11 protein-coding genes are annotated in these 20,458 nt (G+C 70.2%); 9 read left to right on the top strand and 2 right to left on the bottom strand.

What is annotated here, in order from left to right:
- Positions 1 to 100 precede the first annotated feature (100 nt).
- The 3 genes from ACX9TP_RS39980 to ACX9TP_RS39970 all read left to right on the top strand — a co-directional run bounded on the left by ACX9TP_RS39980 (position 101) and on the right by ACX9TP_RS39970 (position 3,522).
- The gene (locus tag ACX9TP_RS39980) at positions 101 to 1,756 is read left to right on the top strand and encodes an FAD-binding dehydrogenase (protein WP_482975935.1); all 1,656 of its coding nucleotides are present in this window, start codon (positions 101 to 103) and stop codon (positions 1,754 to 1,756) included.
- 141 nt (positions 1,757 to 1,897) lie between these two features.
- Positions 1,898 to 2,863 carry a 3-hydroxyacyl-CoA dehydrogenase family protein gene (locus ACX9TP_RS39975; RefSeq protein ID WP_482975934.1) on the top strand — a complete coding sequence of 322 codons (966 nt, stop codon included), beginning with the start codon at positions 1,898 to 1,900 and terminating at the stop codon, positions 2,861 to 2,863.
- Complete coding sequence (locus tag ACX9TP_RS39970; protein WP_482975933.1) at positions 2,860 to 3,522, top strand: MPN domain-containing protein; 663 nt, start codon at positions 2,860 to 2,862, stop codon at positions 3,520 to 3,522. The genes ACX9TP_RS39975 and ACX9TP_RS39970 overlap by 4 nt, the downstream gene beginning before the upstream one ends.
- On the opposite strand, the gene ACX9TP_RS39965 is transcribed toward ACX9TP_RS39970, so the two are convergent.
- Both ACX9TP_RS39965 and ACX9TP_RS39960 read right to left on the bottom strand, forming a co-directional pair.
- Positions 3,489 to 4,634, bottom strand: a complete 1,146-nt coding sequence (locus ACX9TP_RS39965; RefSeq protein ID WP_482975932.1) for a methyltransferase — start codon at positions 4,632 to 4,634, stop codon at positions 3,489 to 3,491. The genes ACX9TP_RS39970 and ACX9TP_RS39965 overlap by 34 nt on opposite strands.
- A gap of 77 nt (positions 4,635 to 4,711) precedes the next feature.
- Positions 4,712 to 5,962, bottom strand: a complete 1,251-nt coding sequence (locus ACX9TP_RS39960; protein ID WP_482975931.1) for an alkaline phosphatase family protein — start codon at positions 5,960 to 5,962, stop codon at positions 4,712 to 4,714.
- A gap of 388 nt (positions 5,963 to 6,350) precedes the next feature.
- Here ACX9TP_RS39960 and ACX9TP_RS39955 point away from each other — a divergent pair, with 388 nt between their 5' ends.
- The 6 genes from ACX9TP_RS39955 (at position 6,351) to ACX9TP_RS39930 (ending at position 20,451) form a co-directional block, all read left to right on the top strand.
- Positions 6,351 to 7,751 (top strand): O-antigen ligase family protein, encoded by a 1,401-nt coding sequence (locus ACX9TP_RS39955; protein WP_482975930.1) that lies wholly within the window; start codon positions 6,351 to 6,353, stop codon positions 7,749 to 7,751.
- 5 nt (positions 7,752 to 7,756) lie between these two features.
- Positions 7,757 to 8,602, top strand: coding sequence for a glycosyltransferase family 2 protein (locus ACX9TP_RS39950; RefSeq protein WP_482975929.1), 846 nt, complete (start codon positions 7,757 to 7,759; stop codon positions 8,600 to 8,602).
- A 121-nt stretch (positions 8,603 to 8,723) separates the two neighbouring features.
- Positions 8,724 to 11,219, top strand: coding sequence for a type VI secretion system Vgr family protein (locus ACX9TP_RS39945; RefSeq protein WP_482975928.1), 2,496 nt, complete (start codon positions 8,724 to 8,726; stop codon positions 11,217 to 11,219).
- Between the two features lie 7 nt (positions 11,220 to 11,226).
- Complete coding sequence (locus ACX9TP_RS39940) at positions 11,227 to 13,554, top strand: hypothetical protein (RefSeq protein ID WP_482975927.1); 2,328 nt, start codon at positions 11,227 to 11,229, stop codon at positions 13,552 to 13,554.
- Between the two features lie 19 nt (positions 13,555 to 13,573).
- Positions 13,574 to 14,644 (top strand): hypothetical protein, encoded by a 1,071-nt coding sequence (locus ACX9TP_RS39935; protein WP_482975926.1) that lies wholly within the window; start codon positions 13,574 to 13,576, stop codon positions 14,642 to 14,644.
- A gap of 131 nt (positions 14,645 to 14,775) precedes the next feature.
- A complete protein-coding gene (locus ACX9TP_RS39930) occupies positions 14,776 to 20,451 on the top strand; it encodes an Ig-like domain-containing protein (RefSeq protein WP_482975925.1) in 5,676 nt (1,891 codons plus the stop codon).
- The last annotated feature ends 7 nt before the right edge of the window (positions 20,452 to 20,458 follow it).

Raw genomic sequence — 20,458 nt, 5'->3', positions numbered from 1 at the left:
CCGGGGAGGGCCCTCGGGCGGGTGCTGACGTTCTCCGCTGTCCCGGAGTGTTCCCCTATAGTCCAGCCTCCCCCTGGTGGGGACCTCTGGAGGCGCGCCGATGGGACAGGAAGCGGACGTCATCGTCGTGGGTGGTGGGCTGGCGGGGCTCGTCGCCGCGACGGAGCTCGTGGACGCGGGCAAGCGCGTCACGGTGCTGGACCAGGAGGGTGAGCAGAGCCTGGGGGGACAGGCCTTCTGGTCCTTCGGCGGGCTGTTCCTGGTGGACTCGCCCGAGCAGCGGCGCATGGGCATCCATGACTCGCATGCGCTCGCGCTGGAGGACTGGATGGGCACCGCGGGCTTCGACCGCGAGGAGGACCACTGGCCGCGGAAGTGGGCGGAGGCCTTCGTCGGGTTCGCCGCGGGCGAGATGCGGCCCTGGCTCCGCCAGCTGGGGATGCGCTGGTTCCCCGTGGTGGGCTGGGCCGAGCGGGGCGGCTACGGTGCGGTGGGCCACGGCAACTCGGTGCCCCGCTTCCACGTGACGTGGGGCACCGGGCCGGGAGTGCTCGCGCCCTTCGTGCGGCGGGCACAGGCGGCGCGCGAGAAGGGGACGCTCACGTTCATGTTCCGGCACCGGGTGGATGAGCTGCTCGTCCAGGCGGGCGCGGTGGTGGGCGTGCGGGGAATGCGGCTCGTCCCCTCGGACGTGCCGCGCGGCGTGAGCAGCCCGCGGGAGACGGTGGGCGAGTTCGAGCTGCGCGCCTCGGCGGTCGTCGTCACGTCGGGAGGCATCGGCGGCAATCCGGAGCTGGTGCGCAAGAGCTGGCCCGCGAGATTGGGCCCGGCGCCGAAGTTCATGGTCCAGGGGGTTCCCGACCACGTGGACGGGCGGATGATTGCCATCACCGAGGCGGCGGGAGCCCGGCTCATCAACCGGGACAGGATGTGGCACTACACGGAGGGGCTGCGGAACTGGAGTCCCATCTGGCCGCGGCACGGCATCCGCATCCTCCCCGGGCCCAGCTCGCTGTGGCTGGATGCGACGGGCAAGCGGCTGCCGCCTCCGCTGTTCCCGGGCTTCGACACGCTGGGGACGCTCGAGCACATCCTGAAGACGGGACACGAGCACTCGTGGTTCGTGCTGAACCAGCGAATCATCAAGAAGGAGTTCGCGCTCTCGGGCTCCGAGCAGAACCCGGACCTGACGAACAAGGACTGGCGCGGGGTGCTCAACCGCGCGGTGGGCAAGAAGGCGATGGGGCCGGTGGAGGCGTTCAAGTCTCACGGGGTGGACTTCGTCGTGGCGAAGGACCTCCGGGCGCTGGTGGACGGGATGAACACGAAGACGGAGACGCCGCTGCTGGACTACGCGACGGTGGAGCGCGAGGTGCTGGCGCGCGACAGGCAGCTGGACAATCCCTTCGGGAAGGACCTCCAGCTCGCGGCCATCCGCCAGGCGCGCTCGTACCGGGGGGACCAGCTGGTGCGCACCGCGAAGCTCCATCGCATTCTCGACCCGGAGGCGGGGCCGCTCATCGGCGTGAAGCTGAACCTCCTGACGCGCAAGACGCTGGGCGGGTTCGAGACGGACCTGTCGGGCCGGGTGTTCGGGACGAACGGGCAGCTCATCCCCGGCCTCTACGCCGCCGGCGAGGTGGCGGGGTTCGGCGGCGGCGGAGTGCATGGCTACCGGGCGCTGGAGGGCACCTTCCTGGGCGGGTGCATCTTCTCCGGCCGCGCGGCGGGCAGGGCGGCGGCGGGGGCGGTGTAGCGCTGGAGGCTCGACGCCGCTCCCGGCGTCTTGACTCCGTGCGCCAACGCGAAGCGAGCGGCTCGGGGAGGGCCTGCCTCCCGGTTCGCCGCACGCATCAAGTCATTGCTCCGGAGCGCGGGGGCGACCACTCTGCGCCGCATGACACCCAAGCGGCTGATGCGGATTGGCGTCGTCGGTGGTGGAGCGATGGGGTGCGGCATCGCACTCGAGCTCGCCACCGCCGGCCGGCAGGTGGTGCTGTACAACACGCGCTCCGAAAGCAGTGAGCGGGCGCGGGTGAAGCTGGAGCGGGACGCGGCCCTGCTGGTGGAGACGGGGCTGCTCTCCCCGGAGCGCGCCTCCGCGGCGCTCGCGCGCATCCGGCGCACCACGGTGCTCGCCGAGGCCGTCGCGGACCAGGACCTGGTCATCGAGTCCGTCCCCGAGGACCTCGCGCTCAAGCAGGAGGTCTTCCGGGAGCTGGACCGGCTCGCGGCACCGGACACCCTCCTGGCCTCCAACACCACGGCGCTCAGCGTGACGGCCATTGCCCGCGACTGCACGCGCCCCGAGCGCGTCCTCTCCGCGCACTACTACCTGCCGGCGCACCTCATCCCGCTCGTGGACGTCATCCCCGGCGAGAAGACCTCGCCCGAGGCCGTGGAGACCACGCGGCGCTTCCTCGAGGAGCTGGGCAAGGCGCCCGTGGTGTTCGCCAGGGACGTGCCGGGCTCGGTGGGCCCGCGCCTGCAACAGGCGCTCATCGGCGAGGCCATCCGGCTGGTGCAGGAGGGCGTGGCCACGCCGGAGATGGTGGACCGCGTGCTCACCCAGGGGCTCGGGCGGCGCCTGGGGGTCTCCGGCGTCTTCGACCGGCTGGACCTCGCGGGGCTGGACCTCGTCACCGCCATCCTCAAGGGCTCCGGCCGCCCGGTGCCTCCGGTGCTCTCCCAGAAGGTGGAGCGCGGCGAGCTGGGCCTGAAGACGGGACAGGGCTTCTACACCTGGACGCCGGACTCCACCGCGGCCTTCGAGGAGCGCGTGGCCCGCCACCTCATCACCCAGCTCCACCAGGACCGCGCCGCGGGGCGCCTGCGCACGCCCACGGCGGAGGGGGAGTCATGAGCCCGGACGCCGTGCTGCTGGACCCGGCCGTGCTGTCGGGCTTCCTCGCGGACTGCCTCCGCGAGTACACGACGTGCACCCCGGAGCTGCCGCCCCGGAGCTGGGCCGTCCTGCTGGGGCGCTTCGTCGGTGACGCGATGCGGGTGGAGCGCGTCCGCTTCGCCGCCAACATCCGCGAGACGGACGACACCGTGCTCCAGGAGTTCGACGCCACCATCATCCCCCGCTTTGGCGCCTGCTACGCCAACGGGCGGCGGGGCTTCTGGTGCGAGCCCCGGGAGATGCTGCGCATCACCACCGAGGCGGAGGCGGAGGGGCTGGAGGTGCTCGGCTCCATCCACCTGCACCCGGACTGGCACCACATCGGCCCGCCCCACGAGCGCGGCATGCGGGTGAGCCAGGAGCCCACGCCCATGGACCGGCACCTGTTCCATGGCTCGGGCTGGCCGCTCAACCTGATTCTCTACCTGGAGCGGCGCGAGGGCCGGCTCTACCACGCGCTCGGCGCCTGGGCCCCGCCCACCGTGCCCGACGGGGGCTGCCGGCCCCTGGCCATCCGCCTCGGCCTCCCGGAGCAGGTGGTGGCCACGCCGTGGGAGGGGGCTCCACTCGCCGCGCTTCTCCCTCAGCCCGGACGTGTCGCCACGACGACCGAGTAGTGGCCCCACAGCGGCTGCACCCGCGCCTGGGTGAAGCCCTCGGCACCCAGCAGGGCCGTCAGGTCGCTGCCCCGGAACTGGCGGCCCTGCATCTCCATCGCCATGTTCAGCGAGACCAGGGCCGTCCAGAGCGGCCCTGGCCGGTCCTCGTGGAGCAGGGCCTCCTGGAGGATGAGCTGGCCGCCGGGGCGCAGGGACTGGAACGCCTTGCGCGCCAGCAGCCGGCATTGCTCATCCGACCAGTCGTGGAAGATGTTGGTGAACACGATGGCGTCGAAGCCGCCCGGCCACTCCGAGGCGAACATGTCCATCCCGATGCAGCGGATGCGCTCGCTCACGCCATAGCGGGCCGTCATCTCCTGGGCGGTCGGCACCGTTCCGGGAAGGTCCAGCAGCGTCAGCTGCATGGACGGATTCTTGAGCGCCAGCCCGATGCACACCGAGCCCGCGCCGCCCGCCACGTCCATCACCGTGCTGGCGCCGCGCAGAAGCCCCGTCGAGTGCAGGGCGAAGCCCAGCGGAAACGAGGCCTTGTGCATGTGGATGCTGAACTCGCGCGCGTCCTGGGCCCGGCCGCTCGCCCACTTCGCCACGAGCCCGCGGACCACACCGCTGCGAAGCACCTTCAGCCGTCTCTGGCTCAGCATCGGGCGGGGAAGCCCCACGGTGAAGGGCGTGCCCGGCAGCAGGTACAGCCGGGCCGCTGGCGTCAGGGCATAGCCGGCCCCGTGCGGCGCGATGACCTCCGCCGCGAGCAGGACCTCCACGGTGGCTCTCACCTGTCGCGGGGAGAAGCCCATCCGCTCCGCGACGTCGTCGGCCGTCGCCCCGGGATTCTTGTCGAGCAGCTCCAGGGCCCCATGCTCCCGCGCAAGGGCAATCACCTGGAGCGCCCGGTCCATCCGCCCACGCTCCTCATAGACTCGCAGGGGAGGGGGAATCCCGTCGCTCGCGAGCAGTCCCGAGGCCGTCAGCCCTTGCAGTCCCTGCTTGTTCCAGAACTCCGCATGCCATTGGCGATGCGCGCGACGCTTCTGGACCTTCTTCCAGAAGGACAATGCAACGAAGGGCAGTGCCGCCGCGACCAGGTGTGTGACGAGTGGCAGGAGCATGCGCGTTGCCTAGAACGGCGGGAGCGGCCTGCTGGCGCACCCGGTGGCGGGGTTCGAAGGGAAGGCCATGTCTGTCTTCAGCGCAGCAGCGGCTCGAAGGTCGCTGGCGTGCCTTCGTTCGGCAGCGGCGTCACGCCGATGAGCCGCGCCAGGAGCGGGTAGACGTCACGGTTGCTCAGCTCGTCGATGACGGCTCCGGCCTTGAAGGCGGGGCCTTTCGCGATGAACAGCGCCGCCATCTCGGGCGACATGTTGTCATAGCCATGCGCCCCGCTCGGAAGGCCGCGCCTGCGGCCCGAAATCACGAACCAGCTCGTCTCGGCCAGGCACACGAAGGGGGTGATTCGCCGGTGCTTCCCGTAGCCGAACCGCTCCGGGATTTCCTCCTTGCGCCAGCAGGTCATGTGCGGGTGGGGCTGGAGGAGCGCCTGGGCCAGCTCCGCCTCGCGCCCCTTCCGCGGCCGGAGGTAGACGAGCGGCCCCGCACTGAGGAGCTCGAAGGTGGACGGGTCCACGAGGGTGTCGAGCTTCACCAGGCGCTTCGTGTTGACCTCCGCCATGCCGTGGTCCGAGACGATGACGAGGTTGACGCGATGCTCGATGCCCGCCGCCTTGAGCCCCGCGACCAGCCGGCCGATGGCCGCATCGGCGAGGCCCACCGCCTCGGTCGTGCGCGGATGGTCCGGCCCGAACTCATGGCCGGCATGGTCGACGTCGGCGAAATAGAGCGTCAGGAAGCGCGGGCGAAGGCTCGCGGGCCTGGCCAGCCAGGCCAGCACCTTGTCGACGCGGGCCTCGTTCGTCACCGAGACATCGAAGGGCTCCCAGTCGCTCGGCTGCACGCCGCGGATTTGCGCCTCGGAGCCCGGCCAGAACATGGTGGCGGTGCGGACGCCAGCGCGCTCGGCGGTCACCCAGAGCGGCTCGGCATCGTCCCACCAGCGCCTGTCGGCGACGGCCTCATCATTCGACGGGCGGAATGTCACGCCGGGTATCAGCGGGTCCTCCATCGTGTTCTCGACCATGCCGTGCTGGTCGGGGCGCAGGCCCGTCACCAGCGTGTAGTGGTTCGGGAAGGTGAGCGAGGGAAAGCTGGGGCGCATCACCTTCGCGTGCGCACCCGCGGCGACGAGCGCCGCCAGGTGGGGGGTGACACCGCGGTCGAGGTAGTCGGCGCGAAAGCCGTCGATGGAGACCAGGAGGGTGGAGACCATCTCCTCGTCGACAGGCTCGCGCCGGGGTGCCACCGACTTCGAGGTCGCGCTCGTGCAGGCGCCCAGCAGCAAGAGGCCGCAGGCAAGGCCCGCCAGGACACGTGTTCCGCTCATCGACCAGACCTCGCTCATCCAGATGGGAAGACGCTCCGCGCTGCCCTCGCGAATGGCAGGCGGCTCGTGACGTGAAGAGGAGCGCCGCGGAAGTTAACACGGCCGCCTTCGAGGGGACCGCGTGCCACCCCTGGGCGCCATAAGGCCCGAGCCGGGGTAGGAGAAGCTGGTTTTACACCTAATTCTTTTTCTGGCTAGACTCATGTCTGGCCTGGCCTGAGACATCCATCGCGAGTCGTGTGGCCCGTTGCCGCACCGAGAACGCACCAACCACCCGCCGCCAGCCCGTGTCCCTCCAGTGAACCAGCCACCCAGTCCGTCGCCCTCGGTCTCCCTTCCCGTCGGCAGTGCCCGGCCGGAGCCCCTGCAGTCCTGGCCCACCCGGCTCGTGCTGCCCTGCCTTGCCGCGGCGTCCCTGGCCGTGCTGGCGGACTGCGCCAGTCATGGGTGGGGCGTCTGGGTGCTCGCGGCCGTGGCGGTGATGCTCGGCATCTCCTCCCGCTGGGGCATCAAGGCCGCCTTCTTCGGCGTGGCCTTCATCCTGCCCCTGGGGCAGGTGTATCTGATCGGCATGTCGCGCAGCCTGCACACCGCGGCGCCCATGCTCGAGGTTCCGCTGCTCGCGTTCTTCGTGTCCTGGTTCGTGAGTGACGCCCGGCAGCGGACGGCGTTCCGGAGCATCTCCAGGGAGGACTTGCCGTGGCTGCCCTTCCTGGCCTTCGCCCTGGGGGCGACCCTCCTGACGTGTGCCGTGGGGCTCAGCCAGACGGAGGTCCTCCCGAAGGTCAGCCTCCTGCGCATCCTCTTCAAGGAAGGGCCCCTCACGCCGTTGTATCCCCTCCGGGTGTTCTTCACCTTCGTCGAATCCTTCATGCTGTATATGTTCGTCCGCACCCGGCTCGAGCGCAGGGATGTGGACACGCTCTGCCGCGTGTTGCTGGGCTCCTTCGCCATCGTCGTGGCGGCGGGCTACTTCGTGTACTTCCGGTACAACACCGCGCCCCGGTTCCTCGGGGTCAACCGCGCCATCTCCCTGTTCCTGGGGCCGAACGAGCTCGGGACGTACCTGCTGCTGACCCTGCCCATCGCCGCCTGGACGGCGCTGCGCTCGCAGAACGGGAAGCTCCGGGTGCTGGCCATCGTGGCGGGAGCGGCCGGGGTGCTCCTGCTCTTCCTCACCCGCTCCCAGGGGGCGGGGCTCGCGGTGGCGGTGGCGCTTCCCGCCATCGGGCTGCTGGCCGTGAAGTCCGCCCCCCTGCGCCGGCGCCTGGCCCTGGGCGCGCTGGCGCTGTTGGTGGTGGGGGCCGGGTGGGTCTGCTGGATGTGGGCCACCCTGCCGGCCTCGCGGCTCAACGAGCTGTCGGATGGGCGGTACTACCTGTTCCTGTCCGCGAGCAACATGGTGCGCACCAGCCCCTTCCTGGGGGTCGGGCTGGGCCGGTTCCATGCCTTCCTCGGCAGCTTCTATCCCGAGGGGATTGCCTGGCGGACCCAGCACGAGCATGCACACAACATGTATCTGCAGGTCGTCGCCGAGCTGGGACTGATTGGCTTCGCCCTGCTGTTCTGGCCGCTCGGCAAGCAGCTGGTGGGGGCTGTCCGCGGCCAGGGCGCGCTGACGCCCCTCAACGCCGCGCTGCTGCTGGCCATTGCCTGCGCGCTCCTGCACTCTTTGACCGACTACACGCTGCTCATCGTCCCCATCTCGCTCCTGTTCTGGACGCAGGTGGGCATGCTCGAAGTCTCCGTTCGCTCCGCGCGCGAGCCCGCACCTCACGCGACCCACTGACGGCCATGCTCAATCCTCCCTGGAACGAACTCGTTTCATCCCTGGTCCACGTGCGTGAATACAGCTCGTTGTTCCCGGGGCGCTGGCGCTACCTGCGGGACTTCACCGCCTGGCGTTCCCAGGCGGCCTCCGGGCCTTCCGTTCCCGCCGAAGGCCCGCAGCGGCTCACCGTCGTCCTGTTGAGCTATCGGCGCGTGCGCAACATGGAGCCGCTCGTGCGCAGCCTGCTCCGCGCGGACTTCGTCGGCCGCATCATCGTCTCCAACAACAACCCCGACTATCGCATCGCGGAGTGGGTCCGGGTGAAGGATGAGCGGCTGCAGCTGGTGGACCAGCCCGGCCGCCGTCCCGCGGGCATCCGGTTCGAGCTCGTCCGGGACCTGAAGGACGAGTATCTCGCCAGCATCGACGACGACATCTTCCTCACGCCCGAGCAGCTCCGCCGGCTCTTCTCGCAGCTGCTCGCCGACCCGAGCATTCCCCATGGCTTCAAGGGGGAGACGCATGACGGAGGACAGGGGCGCGCCAGCTGGCGCCTGGGCCTGCGGGGCGAGCGGCGGGTCGACGGGCTCAGCGGCATCTATCTCTTCACCCGCGAGCACCTGGAGGAGCTGTACCGGCTCGCGAGCCTGTTGGGCATCGACGTGGCGAACACGGCCAACGGCGAGGACCTGCTGCTCAGCTTCAGCGGGCGCGGCAGGCCCGCGATTCATGACATCGGCCATGTCACCGAGTGCCTCTCGGCCCACCGCAATGGCGTTGCCACCTGGCGCACCCACCAGCACTTCTTCCGCGAGCGGGGCGCCCTCTTGAAGCGCCTGCGCGAGCTCAAGGCCCTGCCGCAGGTCTGACCTCGCTGGGGGATTTGCTCCCCCTGAACGGTGCTGGCCTGATGATGTTGCCCCCTTGTGGTAGCGTCTCACCCTCATTCCTGGTGTGGGTGTCTACGCACCGCCGGCGAAGGGGGCCGTCATGTCTCGAAGCACTTCGCCTGCGTTCTCCGTGCAGCTCGGGGCCCATGGCCCCGACGACCTGAGTGTCTCCGGCATCTCGGGCACGGAGGGCGTCAGCCGGCTGTACGACTTCCGGGTCGACTTCTTCACCCGGGACGGCGAGCCGCTGGCGGTCTCGGACCTGGTGGGCAAGGACGCGCTGGTGACGCTGTCGGTGCGCGACGGTGACTCGCGCTACGTGCACGGCGTGGTGCGCGAGGTGGAATCGCTGGGGATGAAGACGGGCCGGCGGCGCTACCGGGCCCACGTGGTGCCCAGGCTGTGGCGCCTGTCCCAGGCGCACAAGAGCCGCATCTTCCAGAACCAGAGCGTTCCGGACATCCTCGAGGCGGTGCTGCGGCAGGGCGGGGTGGAGGTGAAGCTGGCGCTCAGTGGCAGCTACGCGCCGCGCGAGTACTGCGTGCAGTACCGCGAGAGCGACTTCGCCTTCGTCAGCCGGCTGATGGAGTGGGAGGGCATCTTCTACTTCTTCGAGCACACGGACGCCGGGCACACGCTGGTGCTGGGGGACAAGCCGTCCGCGCACGCGCCGCTGCCGCAGGGAGGGACGCTGCCGCTGCGCCCGCGCATGGGCAAGGAGGCGGTGGACGGGGAGTTCGTCTACGCGCTGGAGGTGGTGCACCGGCTGCGGCCCGGCGCGGTGCACCTGAAGGACTTCGACTTCGAGAAGCCGGCGATGGACATCTCCGGCAAGGGCAAGGCCACCGACGGCGTGGCGGCGCTCGAAATCTACGACTACCCGGCCGGCTACGTGGCGCCGGGGGTGGGCAAGGCGGCGGCGAGCGTGCGCGCGGAGGCCGCGGGCGTGGGTGGCCGCACGCTGACGGGCGAGGCGATGGCCCCGCGGCTGACGCCGGGTTTCCTCTTGGAGCTGGACGCACCGGAGGACGGCACCTTCGCGGGCGAGTACCTCATCACCGAGGTGGTGCACTCGGGGATGCAGCCGGACGTGTCGGGCGGCAGCGAGTCGTTGCAGGGGCTCTACCGCAACCAGTTCCACCTGTTGCCCAAGGCGGTGCCCTTCCGGCCGCGACGGCTGACGGCGCAGCCGCGAATCGTCGGCCCGCAGACGGCGACGGTGACGGGCCCCGCGGGCGAGGAAATCCACACCGACGCGCACGGGCGCATCAAGGTGCAGTTCCACTGGGACCGGGAGGGGAAGAGGGACGACAAGTCGTCGTGCTGGGTGCGCGTAGGTCAGCCGTGGGGAGGCCCTGCGTGGGGTGACGTGTGGCTGCCGCGAATCGGCCAGGAGGTGATTGTGCGCTTCCTGGAGGGAGACCCGGACCGGCCGCTGGTGGCGGGGGCCGTCTACAACGGCGCCAACGCGGTGCCGTACGCGCTGCCGGACGAGAAGACGAAGTCGACGCGCAAGAGCGCCTCCAGCCTGGGCAGCAATGGCTTCAACGAGGTGCGCATCGAGGACTCGAAGGGCGAGGAGGAGGTCTTCACCCACGCCCAGAAGGACGAGGACCTGCTCACCGAGAATGACAAGGAGCAGGAGGTGCGCGGGTATGAGGACCTCCTGGTGAAGAAGGACCGCAAGCGCACCGTGGAGGGGGACCAGTCCCTCGCCGTCACCCTGGACGATGCCAGCGTCATCGAGGGCAACCAGTCCCTGCTGGTGCTGCAGAACCGCGACACCGCCACCAGCCTCGACCACGACGAGTCGGTGGAGGGGAACCAGTCCATGCAGGTGGCTGGCAACGAGACAGCCCTGGTGAGCAAGGGCGCGGTGATGAACGTGGGGGCCGCGCGGGCGCAGACCATCGGCGCCGGCTACGTGGTCAACGTGCTGCTGGCGTACAACGAGGCCACCGGGGGCCTGCGCACCGTGCAGGTGGGGGGCGCCTCCACCGAGTATGTGGTCGGCTCGCGGCAGGAGTCCGTGGGCGCGGACAGCGCGCGCAAGGTGGGCGGGGACTTCATCGCCGAGCTGCTGTCCGGGGCGTCGGTGACGGTGGGCAAGGACCTGAAGGAAGACGTCGGCGCCGACTCACAGCTCAAGGTCGAGGAGGAGACGTCCTGGCTGGCGAAGACCTTCTCGCTCCAGGCGGACAAGTTCTCGCTGATGGTGAACGACAAGCTCATCCTCAGCCTGGAGAAGTCCGGCAACGTGCAGCTGTTCGCCAACAAGCTCACCCTGGACGGCTCGGAGCTGAAGTTCAAGGGTTCGAAGATTCAGCTCCTGGACGCGGGCTCCCTGAAGGACAAGAAGGCGGCGCTGAAGGACATCGAGAAGCTGGAGGAGGCGAAGCCCGCGCCCCTGGAGTTCCAGCTCAAGGGTCCGGACGGCAAGGCGCTCTCCAACGTGGCATACGAGGTCGAGCTGCCGGACGGCACCGTGCGCAAGGGCACGCTCGACGGCAGTGGGAAGGCGAAGCTGGAGGGCGTCCCCCCCGGCAAGTGCCGCGTTTCCTTCCCTGACCTGGACGCGGGCATCTCCCGAGCCTGAGGACACCATGAAGAACTACAAGGTCCAGGAGGGCGATACGCCCGATGGGCTCGCAGAGTCGTTCCAGTTCAAGGCCTGGAAGAACATCTACGAGCACAAGTCCAACGAGGCTTTGCGCGGCAAGCGCGGGCCCAACGAAATCCAGCCGGGCGACATCGTCTCCATCCCGGATGCCTTCAGCGAGCTGGCCAGCGGCGGCCCCAGTACGCTGCTCGCCTCGGAGAAGCTGAACCTGGTCCCCGTCATCTTCGACGCGCACATGCACATCATGAGCGCCAACTGCACGCCGTTTCCCGTGGCGTACTTCACGCAGCTGGAGCCGGTGATCAACGGCGTCTTCGGGGGCAAGCTCAACTTCCTGCTGTCTCCCGCCAGCTCGCGCAAGCGCCTCAACAAGATTGGCAGCACCTGGCTGGTCAGCCTGGTTCAGCCCTTCCTGAGCTGGTCTCCCCGCTCCACGCTGCGCATCGGCCAGGACACCATCGAGCAGAACGACAGCGTCTTCGACGTCTTCCGGGCCCGCTCGAAGGATTACAACCTGCAGCACCTGCGCGACGCCGGCCGCTCCTTCCTGGGCATCTCCATCGTGCTGCCCATGGACATGGACCTGTGCCATCTCGATGGCTACAAGGGTGAATCCGTCTACACGGAGTCCAAGCCGCCCGGCGCGAAGAAGGCCGTCTACACCTACAACGTCCGGCTGACGGGAGAGGTGAACGAGCGGCGGGACACCGGCACCGCGCACCCCACCGAGTGGGGCCTGTTCGAGACCTGGGACGAGCAGGTCCTGAACACCAAGATCGCCTGCGCCCAGCACCCCTTCCGGCTCATCCCCCTGTATCACTACGAGCCGCGCCGCTACTCCGTGTGGACGGGCCAGGAGACGTCCTTCGAGCAGGCCTCGCTCTCGCCCAAGTGGGAGAACCCCTTCAAGCAGCTGGCCACGAAGTCGCAGGCGGGCATGTTCGCCGGCTTCAAGATGTATACGCCCCAGGGCTACCAGCCCGTGGACTCCCGGGTCCCCAGCCTGGCGAAGTTCTTCGCGCGGTGCGCCGGCGAGGACCTGCCCATCATGACCCACTGCACTCCCAGCGGGCACTTCACGCACGAGCGCAGAATCTTCATCGACATGGACCCCGCGGAGGCCGCGAAGCTGAGCCAGCGGGACCGGGACGACTACAAGGACGCCAGCGCGAAGCGGGACAAGTACCTGGACGCGAAGGAGCGCTTCACCCGGGCGGAGAAGGCGTTCGAGGACCATTGCCGCGAGCACCATGTGCCCATGGACCCGTACATCTACCAGTCCTCCGGAATGCTGGTCCCGGAGATGGCGGGCCCTCCGATGCCGACGGACCCCGAGTACTGGAAGGCCTATTCGGAGTACCACGACGCCCGCTCGGCGCTCGAGGAGACCGGGGAGACCTACGAGCGCGCCGCGAGGGCCATCCGCCTGCACGAGGACATGCCCGCCCGGCTGGCGCGCGCCGGAGGTGACAGCCAGAAGATGGCGCAGGACCCGCCGCTGCGCCTCAAGTACTTCAAGGAGAAGTACCTGCACCCCGAGGCCTGGAGGCCGCTGCTGGAGAAGCACAACAAGCTGCGCCTCTGCCTGGCCCACTTCGCGTCGGACGCGTGCATCTGGTGGCACTATCTCGACAACGAGAAGGGCCCCTGCATGGACCTGGACGACGTGCCGTATGAGAAGAACTGGGTCCAGTCCATCGTGGAGCTCTGCACGAACCCGGCCTACGAGAACTTCTACACGGACCTCTCCTACCTGCCGCTGATGGAGCCCCTGATTCCCTATCCCGGGCGCTCGAAGAAGGAGGCGCAGGCGCTCAAGAAGATGGAGAAGAACGAGGAGCTGCCCCTGCACTGGGAGGGCCTGGCCAAGGTCTGCAAGCAGAAGGGCATGCTGAAGAAGATCATGTTCGGCACCGACTGGTACATGATCCTCGCGTCCAAGATTGGCTATGCGAAGTGGCACAAGCAGGCGCTGGAGGGCCTGGCGCTCGTCGAGAAGGAGCTGAACCTTCCTCGCAAGGTGAACCTCTTCTACCAGTTCGCCGTGGTCAACCCGATGCGCTTCTACCGGATGCCGCTCATCGCGGACAAACTCCTGGAGGGCATCGAGAAGTTCGTGGCGACAGCGCCTGTCTCCGAGGAGGAGAAGGAGCTCTACTTCGGCAAGACGAAGGAGCGCATGGCTCGCAACCACCAGCTCGTGAAGACTCTCGCGGCCGTGCTCGAGCAGGTGGAGAAGGCCCCGGGTGATGACCAGGGCATCCTCTACGAGGACCAGGTCCGCTTCACCGACGTGTTCGCCGACTCGTGACCTTCGCCCCGGAGCCTCCATGTCTACCGCCCCGCTCGCACTGAGCAAGAGCCTGCCCTTCCCGGGCGAAGCCCGGAGCTACGCCCTGCCGGTGGTGCCGGAGGAGCTGGCGCTGGTGCTGCCCACGCTGCGGCCGGGCGCCGCGGCCGTGATTCTCTTCGACGAGACGCTGCGCCTGCTGGAGCTGGGGGTGTCGTCCGCCCAGACTTCCAAGGTGGCGAAGCGGTACGAGGAGCAGGTGTCCGGAGGGAATCTGCAGGCCCTGGCACCCGCGGTGCTGCCCGACCTGGCGGCGTACCTCCAGTCGCGGCTGCTCGTGCTCTACGACCTGGCGCGGCGCGAGCACCAGGTGCACCTCGCCGCGGACCACGTGAAGGAGAACCCCGTCGCCGCGCGCTGGCTGTCGGTGGAGCCCCGGCGGGTGGCCGTGCTGGTCCGAGACCTGACGAACTACCTGGACACGGACACGGTGGACTTCCGCCTGCGCGTGCTCGACCTGGGCGGGCGGGAGGCGGAGACCGTCGGCCAGCTGGAGATGGGCACCGACGGTGGTTTCGTCTGGGACGCGGGCAATGGCCTGCTGATGCTGCGCAAGGACAATCAGGTGCAGGTGTTCGGCCCGGCGCTGGATGGGCCCCGGGAGCATCCCTTCACGAGGGCGCTCGGGGCCATGCTGTCCGCGGGCCTCCGGCTGGACAGGCTGCGGCTGCATCCCACCCGCCCGCTGGCCGTCTTCACCGTGGCGGCGCTCACGCCCACGTCCAAGGCAGTCGGGGGTATCTGGCGCGCGACCTGGGATGACAAGGAGGCGAAGCTGGCACCCCTGGCGACGCTGTCTGCGCTGGAGCGGGTGCACCTCGGAGAGTTCTCTCCGGAAGGCGGGTGGCTCTTCTACACGCAGGTGGAGCCGGGGCCCACGCGGCTCTTCGTCCAGCAGGTGGTGGAGGAGCCGGGCCCCCCCTTCGAGCTGGGCAGGCTCGAGGACGTGAAGGCCCTGCTCTGGACGAGGGCGCCCCTGGCGCTGGCGGCGGTGGCCCCGGCGAAGCAGCGCATCACCCGCTGGGCGTTCGACACCCCGCCGAAGCGCTGACCCTCGCGCCCCGGGTTGCGCCGGCCCCGCCCGGGTAGCCCCGGGCTCAGTTTCCCTTGTCAGGGGACTGGCATATGACGCGTCCTGTCGTGGAATTTTTCACCCGGGGCGGCATGGTTCGCGTATCGCTGATGGCAGTTCTCGTTGCATCCTGTGTCCTGGCCTCCTGCCAGGACGTGACTCCCGAGCACGGCGGCGGTGAGGCCGCGCGGCCCGACGTGGCGGGCTGGGTCCAGGTGGGGCGCTCGTTCGACTTCGAGCGTCCACCGTCCGAGAGCCGCGCCGCTCCCATGGCGATGAAGGCCGCGGCGTCCGGAGCGGATGGCGCCCTGGCGCGCGTCCAGGCGCACTTCCCCGAGTTCTTCGAAGCCGAAGCCGGGCTCGCGGACGCGACGCCCGTCAACGCGGAGGCGGCGCTGCACGTGACGCCCCCCGCGACGGAGGCGGATGCGCTGGAGCTCACCACCCGGGGGTACGTCTTCCAGGTGCGGGCACCGCGGGACGGGGGCAGGGCGGCCGCGAAGCGAGCCACGGCGGAGGGCGCCTGGTACGGGCCGGACCACCTGTGGGCGCCCGTGGGCGGCGGGGCCGGGCCGCGCGAGGGCAGCTGGGTGGCCCACCGCGTGGAGGAGTACTTCGTCCTGCCCGAGGGCGCGCGGCGGCACCACGCGCGCTACGAGGTCACCGTGCCGGACGGCATCGTGTCGGTCCGCGACGCGGGGGACTACCTCGAGTTCCTCGACGCCGGGGAAGAGCCCGTGCTGCGGATGCACCATGTCGTGGCGCGCGACGGCCAGGGGCGCACGCGCCAGGGGCCCGCGCTGCTGCGCGGCGTGGTGGCGGTGGCGGGTGGCGGCGGGCAGCTCGCGCGGTATGCGCTCACGGGCCGCACCCTCACCGTGCGGATGGAGCTGGACCTGGACGGCCTGACGGGGCCGGTGGTGGTGGACCCGGGTTGGTCCTCCACCGGCTCCCTGTCGGTCATCCGGCACAGCGGCACGGTGACACTGCTCCCCAACGGCCGGGTCCTCGCCGCCGGTGGGTACGCCGCGAGCGGCAACCTGGCGTCCGCGGAGGTCTACAACCCCGCCTCGGGGACCTGGGCCTCGGCGGGGGCCATGCACATCGCGCGCTCCAACCACACGGCGACGCTGCTGCCCTCGGGGAAGGTGCTCCTGGCCGGGAACTTCACCGGTGCCGCCGCGTACGCCGCGGAGGACCTCTATGACTCCGCCACGGGGGCCTGGTCCGTCACCGCCGCCATGAGCAGCCCTCGTGGGTTCCATACGGCGACGCTGCTGCCCTCGGGCAGGGTGCTGGCCGTCGGAGGCAGTGCCTCCAGTGCCGAGCTCACCGCGGAGCTGTACGACCCCACCACGGGCACGTGGAGCCCCACGGGCAGCCTGCCGACGCGGCATCGCCAGCATGCGGCGGTGCTGCTGGCGGACGGCAGGGTCCTGGTGGCGGGCGGCTATGGCTTCTCCACCGCCGTGACTTCCGCGGCCGAGCTGTACGACCCGGCCACGGGCACCTGGACGACCACGGGGAGCACCCGCTCGCCCCGCCGGAATGGCACGGCAACCCTGCTGCCCAACGGCAAGGTGTTGCTGGCGGGGGGCTCCGGCCTTCAGGGCAACGGGGGCATCAGCCCCGTACACTCCAGCGCGGAGCTGTATGACCCGGCCACGGGCACGTGGACGGCGACGGGGTCGATGACGTCGCCTCGAACCCAGGCGGTCGCCATGCTGCTCTCCAACGGCAAGGTGCTGATGGTGTCCGGCTATGGCGCCGACAACTATCCGACCGACACCTCCGAGCTGTACGACTTCAACTCCGGCACGTGGACCGCCTCCAGCCGGCTGCTCAGCACCCGGCAGACCACCCTGGGGACGCTGTTGTCGGACGGCCGGGCGCTGGTCTTCGGCAACTCTCCCAGCGTGAGTGAGGCGGTGGAGGTGTACGAGCCGTCCACCGCCGTCCGGGACTTCGCGGGCGGGCTGAGCACCGCCCGCACCGGCGCCACGGCGACGCTGCTGCCCGGCGGCGAGGTGCTGAGCATGGGCGGTCGCACCGCCACGGGGGCGCACGCCTTCGCGGAGCACTTCATCCCGTCCAGCGGCTCCTCGGCCAGCACCAGCCAGGTGTCCACGCTGCGGAGCGGACACACGGCGACGCTGCTGCTGGATGGCCGGGTGCTGATGGCCGGAGGCTCGCTCTCCAATGGGACGGTGCTGGCCACGGCGGAGCGCTTCTGGTCCGCCCTCACCTTCTTCCCCACGGGGACGATGAACGTGGCGCGCACGCGGCACGCGGCGACGCGCCTGCCCGACGGGCGGGTGCTGGTGTCGGGCGGCGTGGACGGCACGGGCGCCTCGCTCTCCTCGTCGGAGCTGTATGACCCGGCGACCGGGACCTGGCGTGCCACGGGCACCCTGCGCACGGCCCGGGACGGCCACCTGTCGGTGCCGCTGCCCGACGGCAGGGTGCTCGTCGTCGGAGGCAACAGCGGCACGTCCGTGCTCGCCTCGGCGGAGCTGTACGACCCAATCACGGAGCAGTGGACCTTCACCGGGAGCCTCGTGACGGCCCGCGTGAGCCATGCGGGGACGCTGCTGCCCGACGGCCGGGTGCTGGTGCTCGCCGGGCGCAACGGGGCCGGGACGCTCCTCGCCTCGGCGGAGCGGTACGACCTGGGCTCGGGCACCTGGAGCGCCGCGGCGAACCTGCCCGTCGCGAGGGACCAGACCACCGCGACGCTGCTGCTGTCGGGCCACGTGCTGGTGAGCGGAGGCCGCCAGGATGCGGCGGGCACCGCGCGCACGTCCCTGGACATCTACGCCCCCGCGACGAACACCTGGACGACGAGCTTCGCGGTGCTGGCGACGGCCCGGTATGGCCACACCGCCACGCTGCTGCCCTCGGGCAAGGTGCTCATCCTCGGCGGGACGGGGAGCGGCGGCGCGCCCACGTCCACGGCCGAGTACTTCAACCCGGATGGCGCCCTCGACGCGTGGCGTCCCTCGGTGAGCCTGCCCAACTTCATCGACAGGGGCGCGGCCCTCACCCTCCGCGGCGCCGGCTTCCGCGGCATCTCCGAGGGGAGCACCGGCCGCTGGACCTCCGCGCCCACCAACTTCCCGGTGGCCTGGCTCATGCCCGTGGGCGGCGGGGCCATCACCCGGCTGCCGAACACCTGGTTCTCGGGCACGTCGCTGAGCACCGTCGCGCCCCTGCTCCCCGAGGGGCACTACCTCCTGTCCATCTCCGTGGGCGGAGTCTCGGGCGGCCGCGTGGTGCGGCTCGGAAAGGGCACGGTGCAGGCCCAGGGCGCGTCGGTGACGACGGCCGAGGACTCGCCGGTGCCGGTGACGCTGTCGGCCACCAGCACCGAGGGCCGGCCCATCGTCTACTCCATCGCGGTGCCGCCCGTGCGCGGCACGCTCTCCGGCACCGAGCCCCAGCTGACGTACACGCCGGCGGCCCACTTCTTCGGCACCGACTCGTTCATCTACGAGGCCTCGGATGGGCTGACCTCCACCCTGGCCACCGTCACCCTCACCGTGACGCCGGTGAGTGACGCGCCGGCGGCCGGTGACGTGTTCGTCACGACGACGGAGGGGACTCCGGTGGCGGTGACGCTGTCGGCCCCGGACGCGGATGGTGACGCAGTCACCTACACCGTGACGTCCGCTCCGGCCCACGGCACGCTCTCCGGCACCGCACCCCACCTGACCTATACCCCGCAGGCGGGTTACGTCGGTCAGGACGCGTTCACGTACACGGCGAGCGACGGCGTGTTCCAGTCCAACGTGGCCACGGTGACGCTGACCATGAACAGCGGTCCCATCCATGCCACCGCCATCTACGACAGCACGCTCAAGGTGCCCCGGTGCCCGGGCGCGGCGGCCTCGTGTGACTCGCTCGCGCTCCTGAACGGCCGCGCGCTGCTCGGCCCCGAGCCCAACCAGCCCAACACGCTGGGCGGCTCCTGCGCGGACGGCACCTCCGGCGGCTATCACTCCGACGAGTCGCTGGACCGGTTGAAGGTGTCTTCGGTGGATGGCCAGCCCTTCACGGTGGGGAAGGGTGTGAAGATCGAGGCCACGGTCTGGGCCTACATCGCTGGCGGGTCGGACCATCTCGACCTGTACTACAGCGCCAGCGTCACCAATCCCTCCTGGGTCTTCATCGGCACCCTGACGCCCGCCGGGACGGGCGCCCAGGTGCTCTCGACCACCTACACACTGCCCTCGCAGACGGGCTCCCAGGCCATCCGGGGCCGCTTCCGCTACAGCGGCAGCGCCTCCTCGGCGTGCGTGGCTGGCAGCTACAACGACCACGATGACCTGGTCTTCACCGTCAGTGCCGCCCCGGACCTCTCGCCGCCCACCGCGACCCTGACAGCGCCGCTTCCGGGCGCGGTGCTCCGCGACTTCGCCTCCATCACCGCCACGGCCACCGACAACGTCGGGGTGACGAAGGTGGAGCTCTACGATGGCGCGGAGCTGCTGGGCACCGACACCTTCGCGCCGTATGCCTTCAGCTGGAACACGCGCACCACGACGAACGGGCCGCACACGCTGTCCATCCGCGCCTACGACGCGGCGGGCAACGTGGGCACCGCGTACGTCACCGTCACCCTCGACAACGACCTGACGGCGCCGCAGGTGGACCTCCAGGCGCCCGCGGCGGGCAGCCTCGTCCGGGGCGTCGTCACGCTCGTGGCCAGCGCCTCCGACAACGTGGGCGTGACGCGCGTGGACTTCTACGACGGGAGCACGCTGCTGGGCAGTGACACCACCGCGCCGTATGCCTGGGACTGGGACACGCGGACGGGGCTCGGCGGCGTGCACACGCTGCGGGCCGAGGCGTACGACGCCGCCTCCAACCACGGCACTTCTACCGCGCGCTCGGTGACGGTGGACAACACGCCGCCCACCGCCACCCTCACCGCTCCGGTGGACGGCGCCACGGTGCGCAACCTCGTCACGCTCACCGCCACCGCCGTGGATGACGTGGAGGTGGCTCGCGTCGAGTTCTTCGTGGACGGCATCCTGCTGGGCAGTGACACCACGGCGCCGTTCTCGTGGACCTGGGACTCGGGCGCGGTGGCCAATGGCAGCCATGCCCTGAGTGTCAGGGCCCATGACTCGGTGGGCAACGAGGGCGCGGTGACGTCCATCTCCGTCCTCACCGACAACGACGAGACGCCGCCCCAGGTGCGGCTCGCCGCGCCGCTCGCGGGCGCCACCGTGCGGGGCAACGTCGCCATCACCGCCTCCGCCTCGGACAACGTCGGCGTGACGAAGCTCGAGTTCTACAGCGGGACTCAGAAGGTGGGGACGGCCCTCAACACGACCTCGGCCACCGTCTGGTGGTCCACGGCCATCGAGGCGAATGGGACGTACACCCTGCGGGTGCTCGCCCATGACGCTCGCGGCAACGTGGGGGAGACTTCCGTCACGGTGACCGTGGACAACGAGTCGGAGCCGCCCGCGCTCACCTTCACGTCCCTGGTGGAGGGCGCCACGGTGAGCGGGACGGTCCGCTTGAGCGTCAGCGCCTCGGACAACATCGCCGTGGCCTCCGTGTTCTACGAAGTCGACGGCCATGGCATCGGGACCAGCACCCGGCCGCCCTTCCTCCTGGGCTGGTCCACGATGCTGGTGGCCGACGGGCTCCACACCGTGACGGCCACGGCGTTCGACACGTCCGGGAACCGGAGCCAGCCAGCGACGCTCACCGTCTTCGTCGTCAACGGGGTCCCCGTCTCCCAGGCCCCCGGGGGCGAGAGCCTGGCCCGGTAGCGCTTGG

This window comes from Pyxidicoccus sp. M15, from assembly GCF_056858435.1.
The sequence above is the reverse complement of the archived record's forward strand: the minus strand, read 5'-3'. Positions and strand labels throughout refer to the sequence as shown.

Excerpts from the sequence above, each read along its gene's own strand:
- ACX9TP_RS39980 (WP_482975935.1), top strand. The coding sequence starts at position 101 with ATGGGACAGGAAGCGGACGTCATCGTCGTGGGTGGTGGGCTGGCGGGG.
- ACX9TP_RS39975 (WP_482975934.1), top strand. The coding sequence starts at position 1,898 with ATGACACCCAAGCGGCTGATGCGGATTGGCGTCGTCGGTGGTGGAGCG.
- ACX9TP_RS39970 (WP_482975933.1), top strand. The coding sequence starts at position 2,860 with ATGAGCCCGGACGCCGTGCTGCTGGACCCGGCCGTGCTGTCGGGCTTC.
- ACX9TP_RS39965 (WP_482975932.1), bottom strand. The coding sequence starts at position 4,634 with ATGCTCCTGCCACTCGTCACACACCTGGTCGCGGCGGCACTGCCCTTC.
- ACX9TP_RS39960 (WP_482975931.1), bottom strand. The coding sequence starts at position 5,962 with ATGAGCGGAACACGTGTCCTGGCGGGCCTTGCCTGCGGCCTCTTGCTG.
- ACX9TP_RS39950 (WP_482975929.1), top strand. The coding sequence starts at position 7,757 with ATGCTCAATCCTCCCTGGAACGAACTCGTTTCATCCCTGGTCCACGTG.
- ACX9TP_RS39945 (WP_482975928.1), top strand. The coding sequence starts at position 8,724 with ATGTCTCGAAGCACTTCGCCTGCGTTCTCCGTGCAGCTCGGGGCCCAT.
- ACX9TP_RS39940 (WP_482975927.1), top strand. The coding sequence starts at position 11,227 with ATGAAGAACTACAAGGTCCAGGAGGGCGATACGCCCGATGGGCTCGCA.
- ACX9TP_RS39935 (WP_482975926.1), top strand. The coding sequence starts at position 13,574 with ATGTCTACCGCCCCGCTCGCACTGAGCAAGAGCCTGCCCTTCCCGGGC.
- ACX9TP_RS39930 (WP_482975925.1), top strand. The coding sequence starts at position 14,776 with ATGGCAGTTCTCGTTGCATCCTGTGTCCTGGCCTCCTGCCAGGACGTG.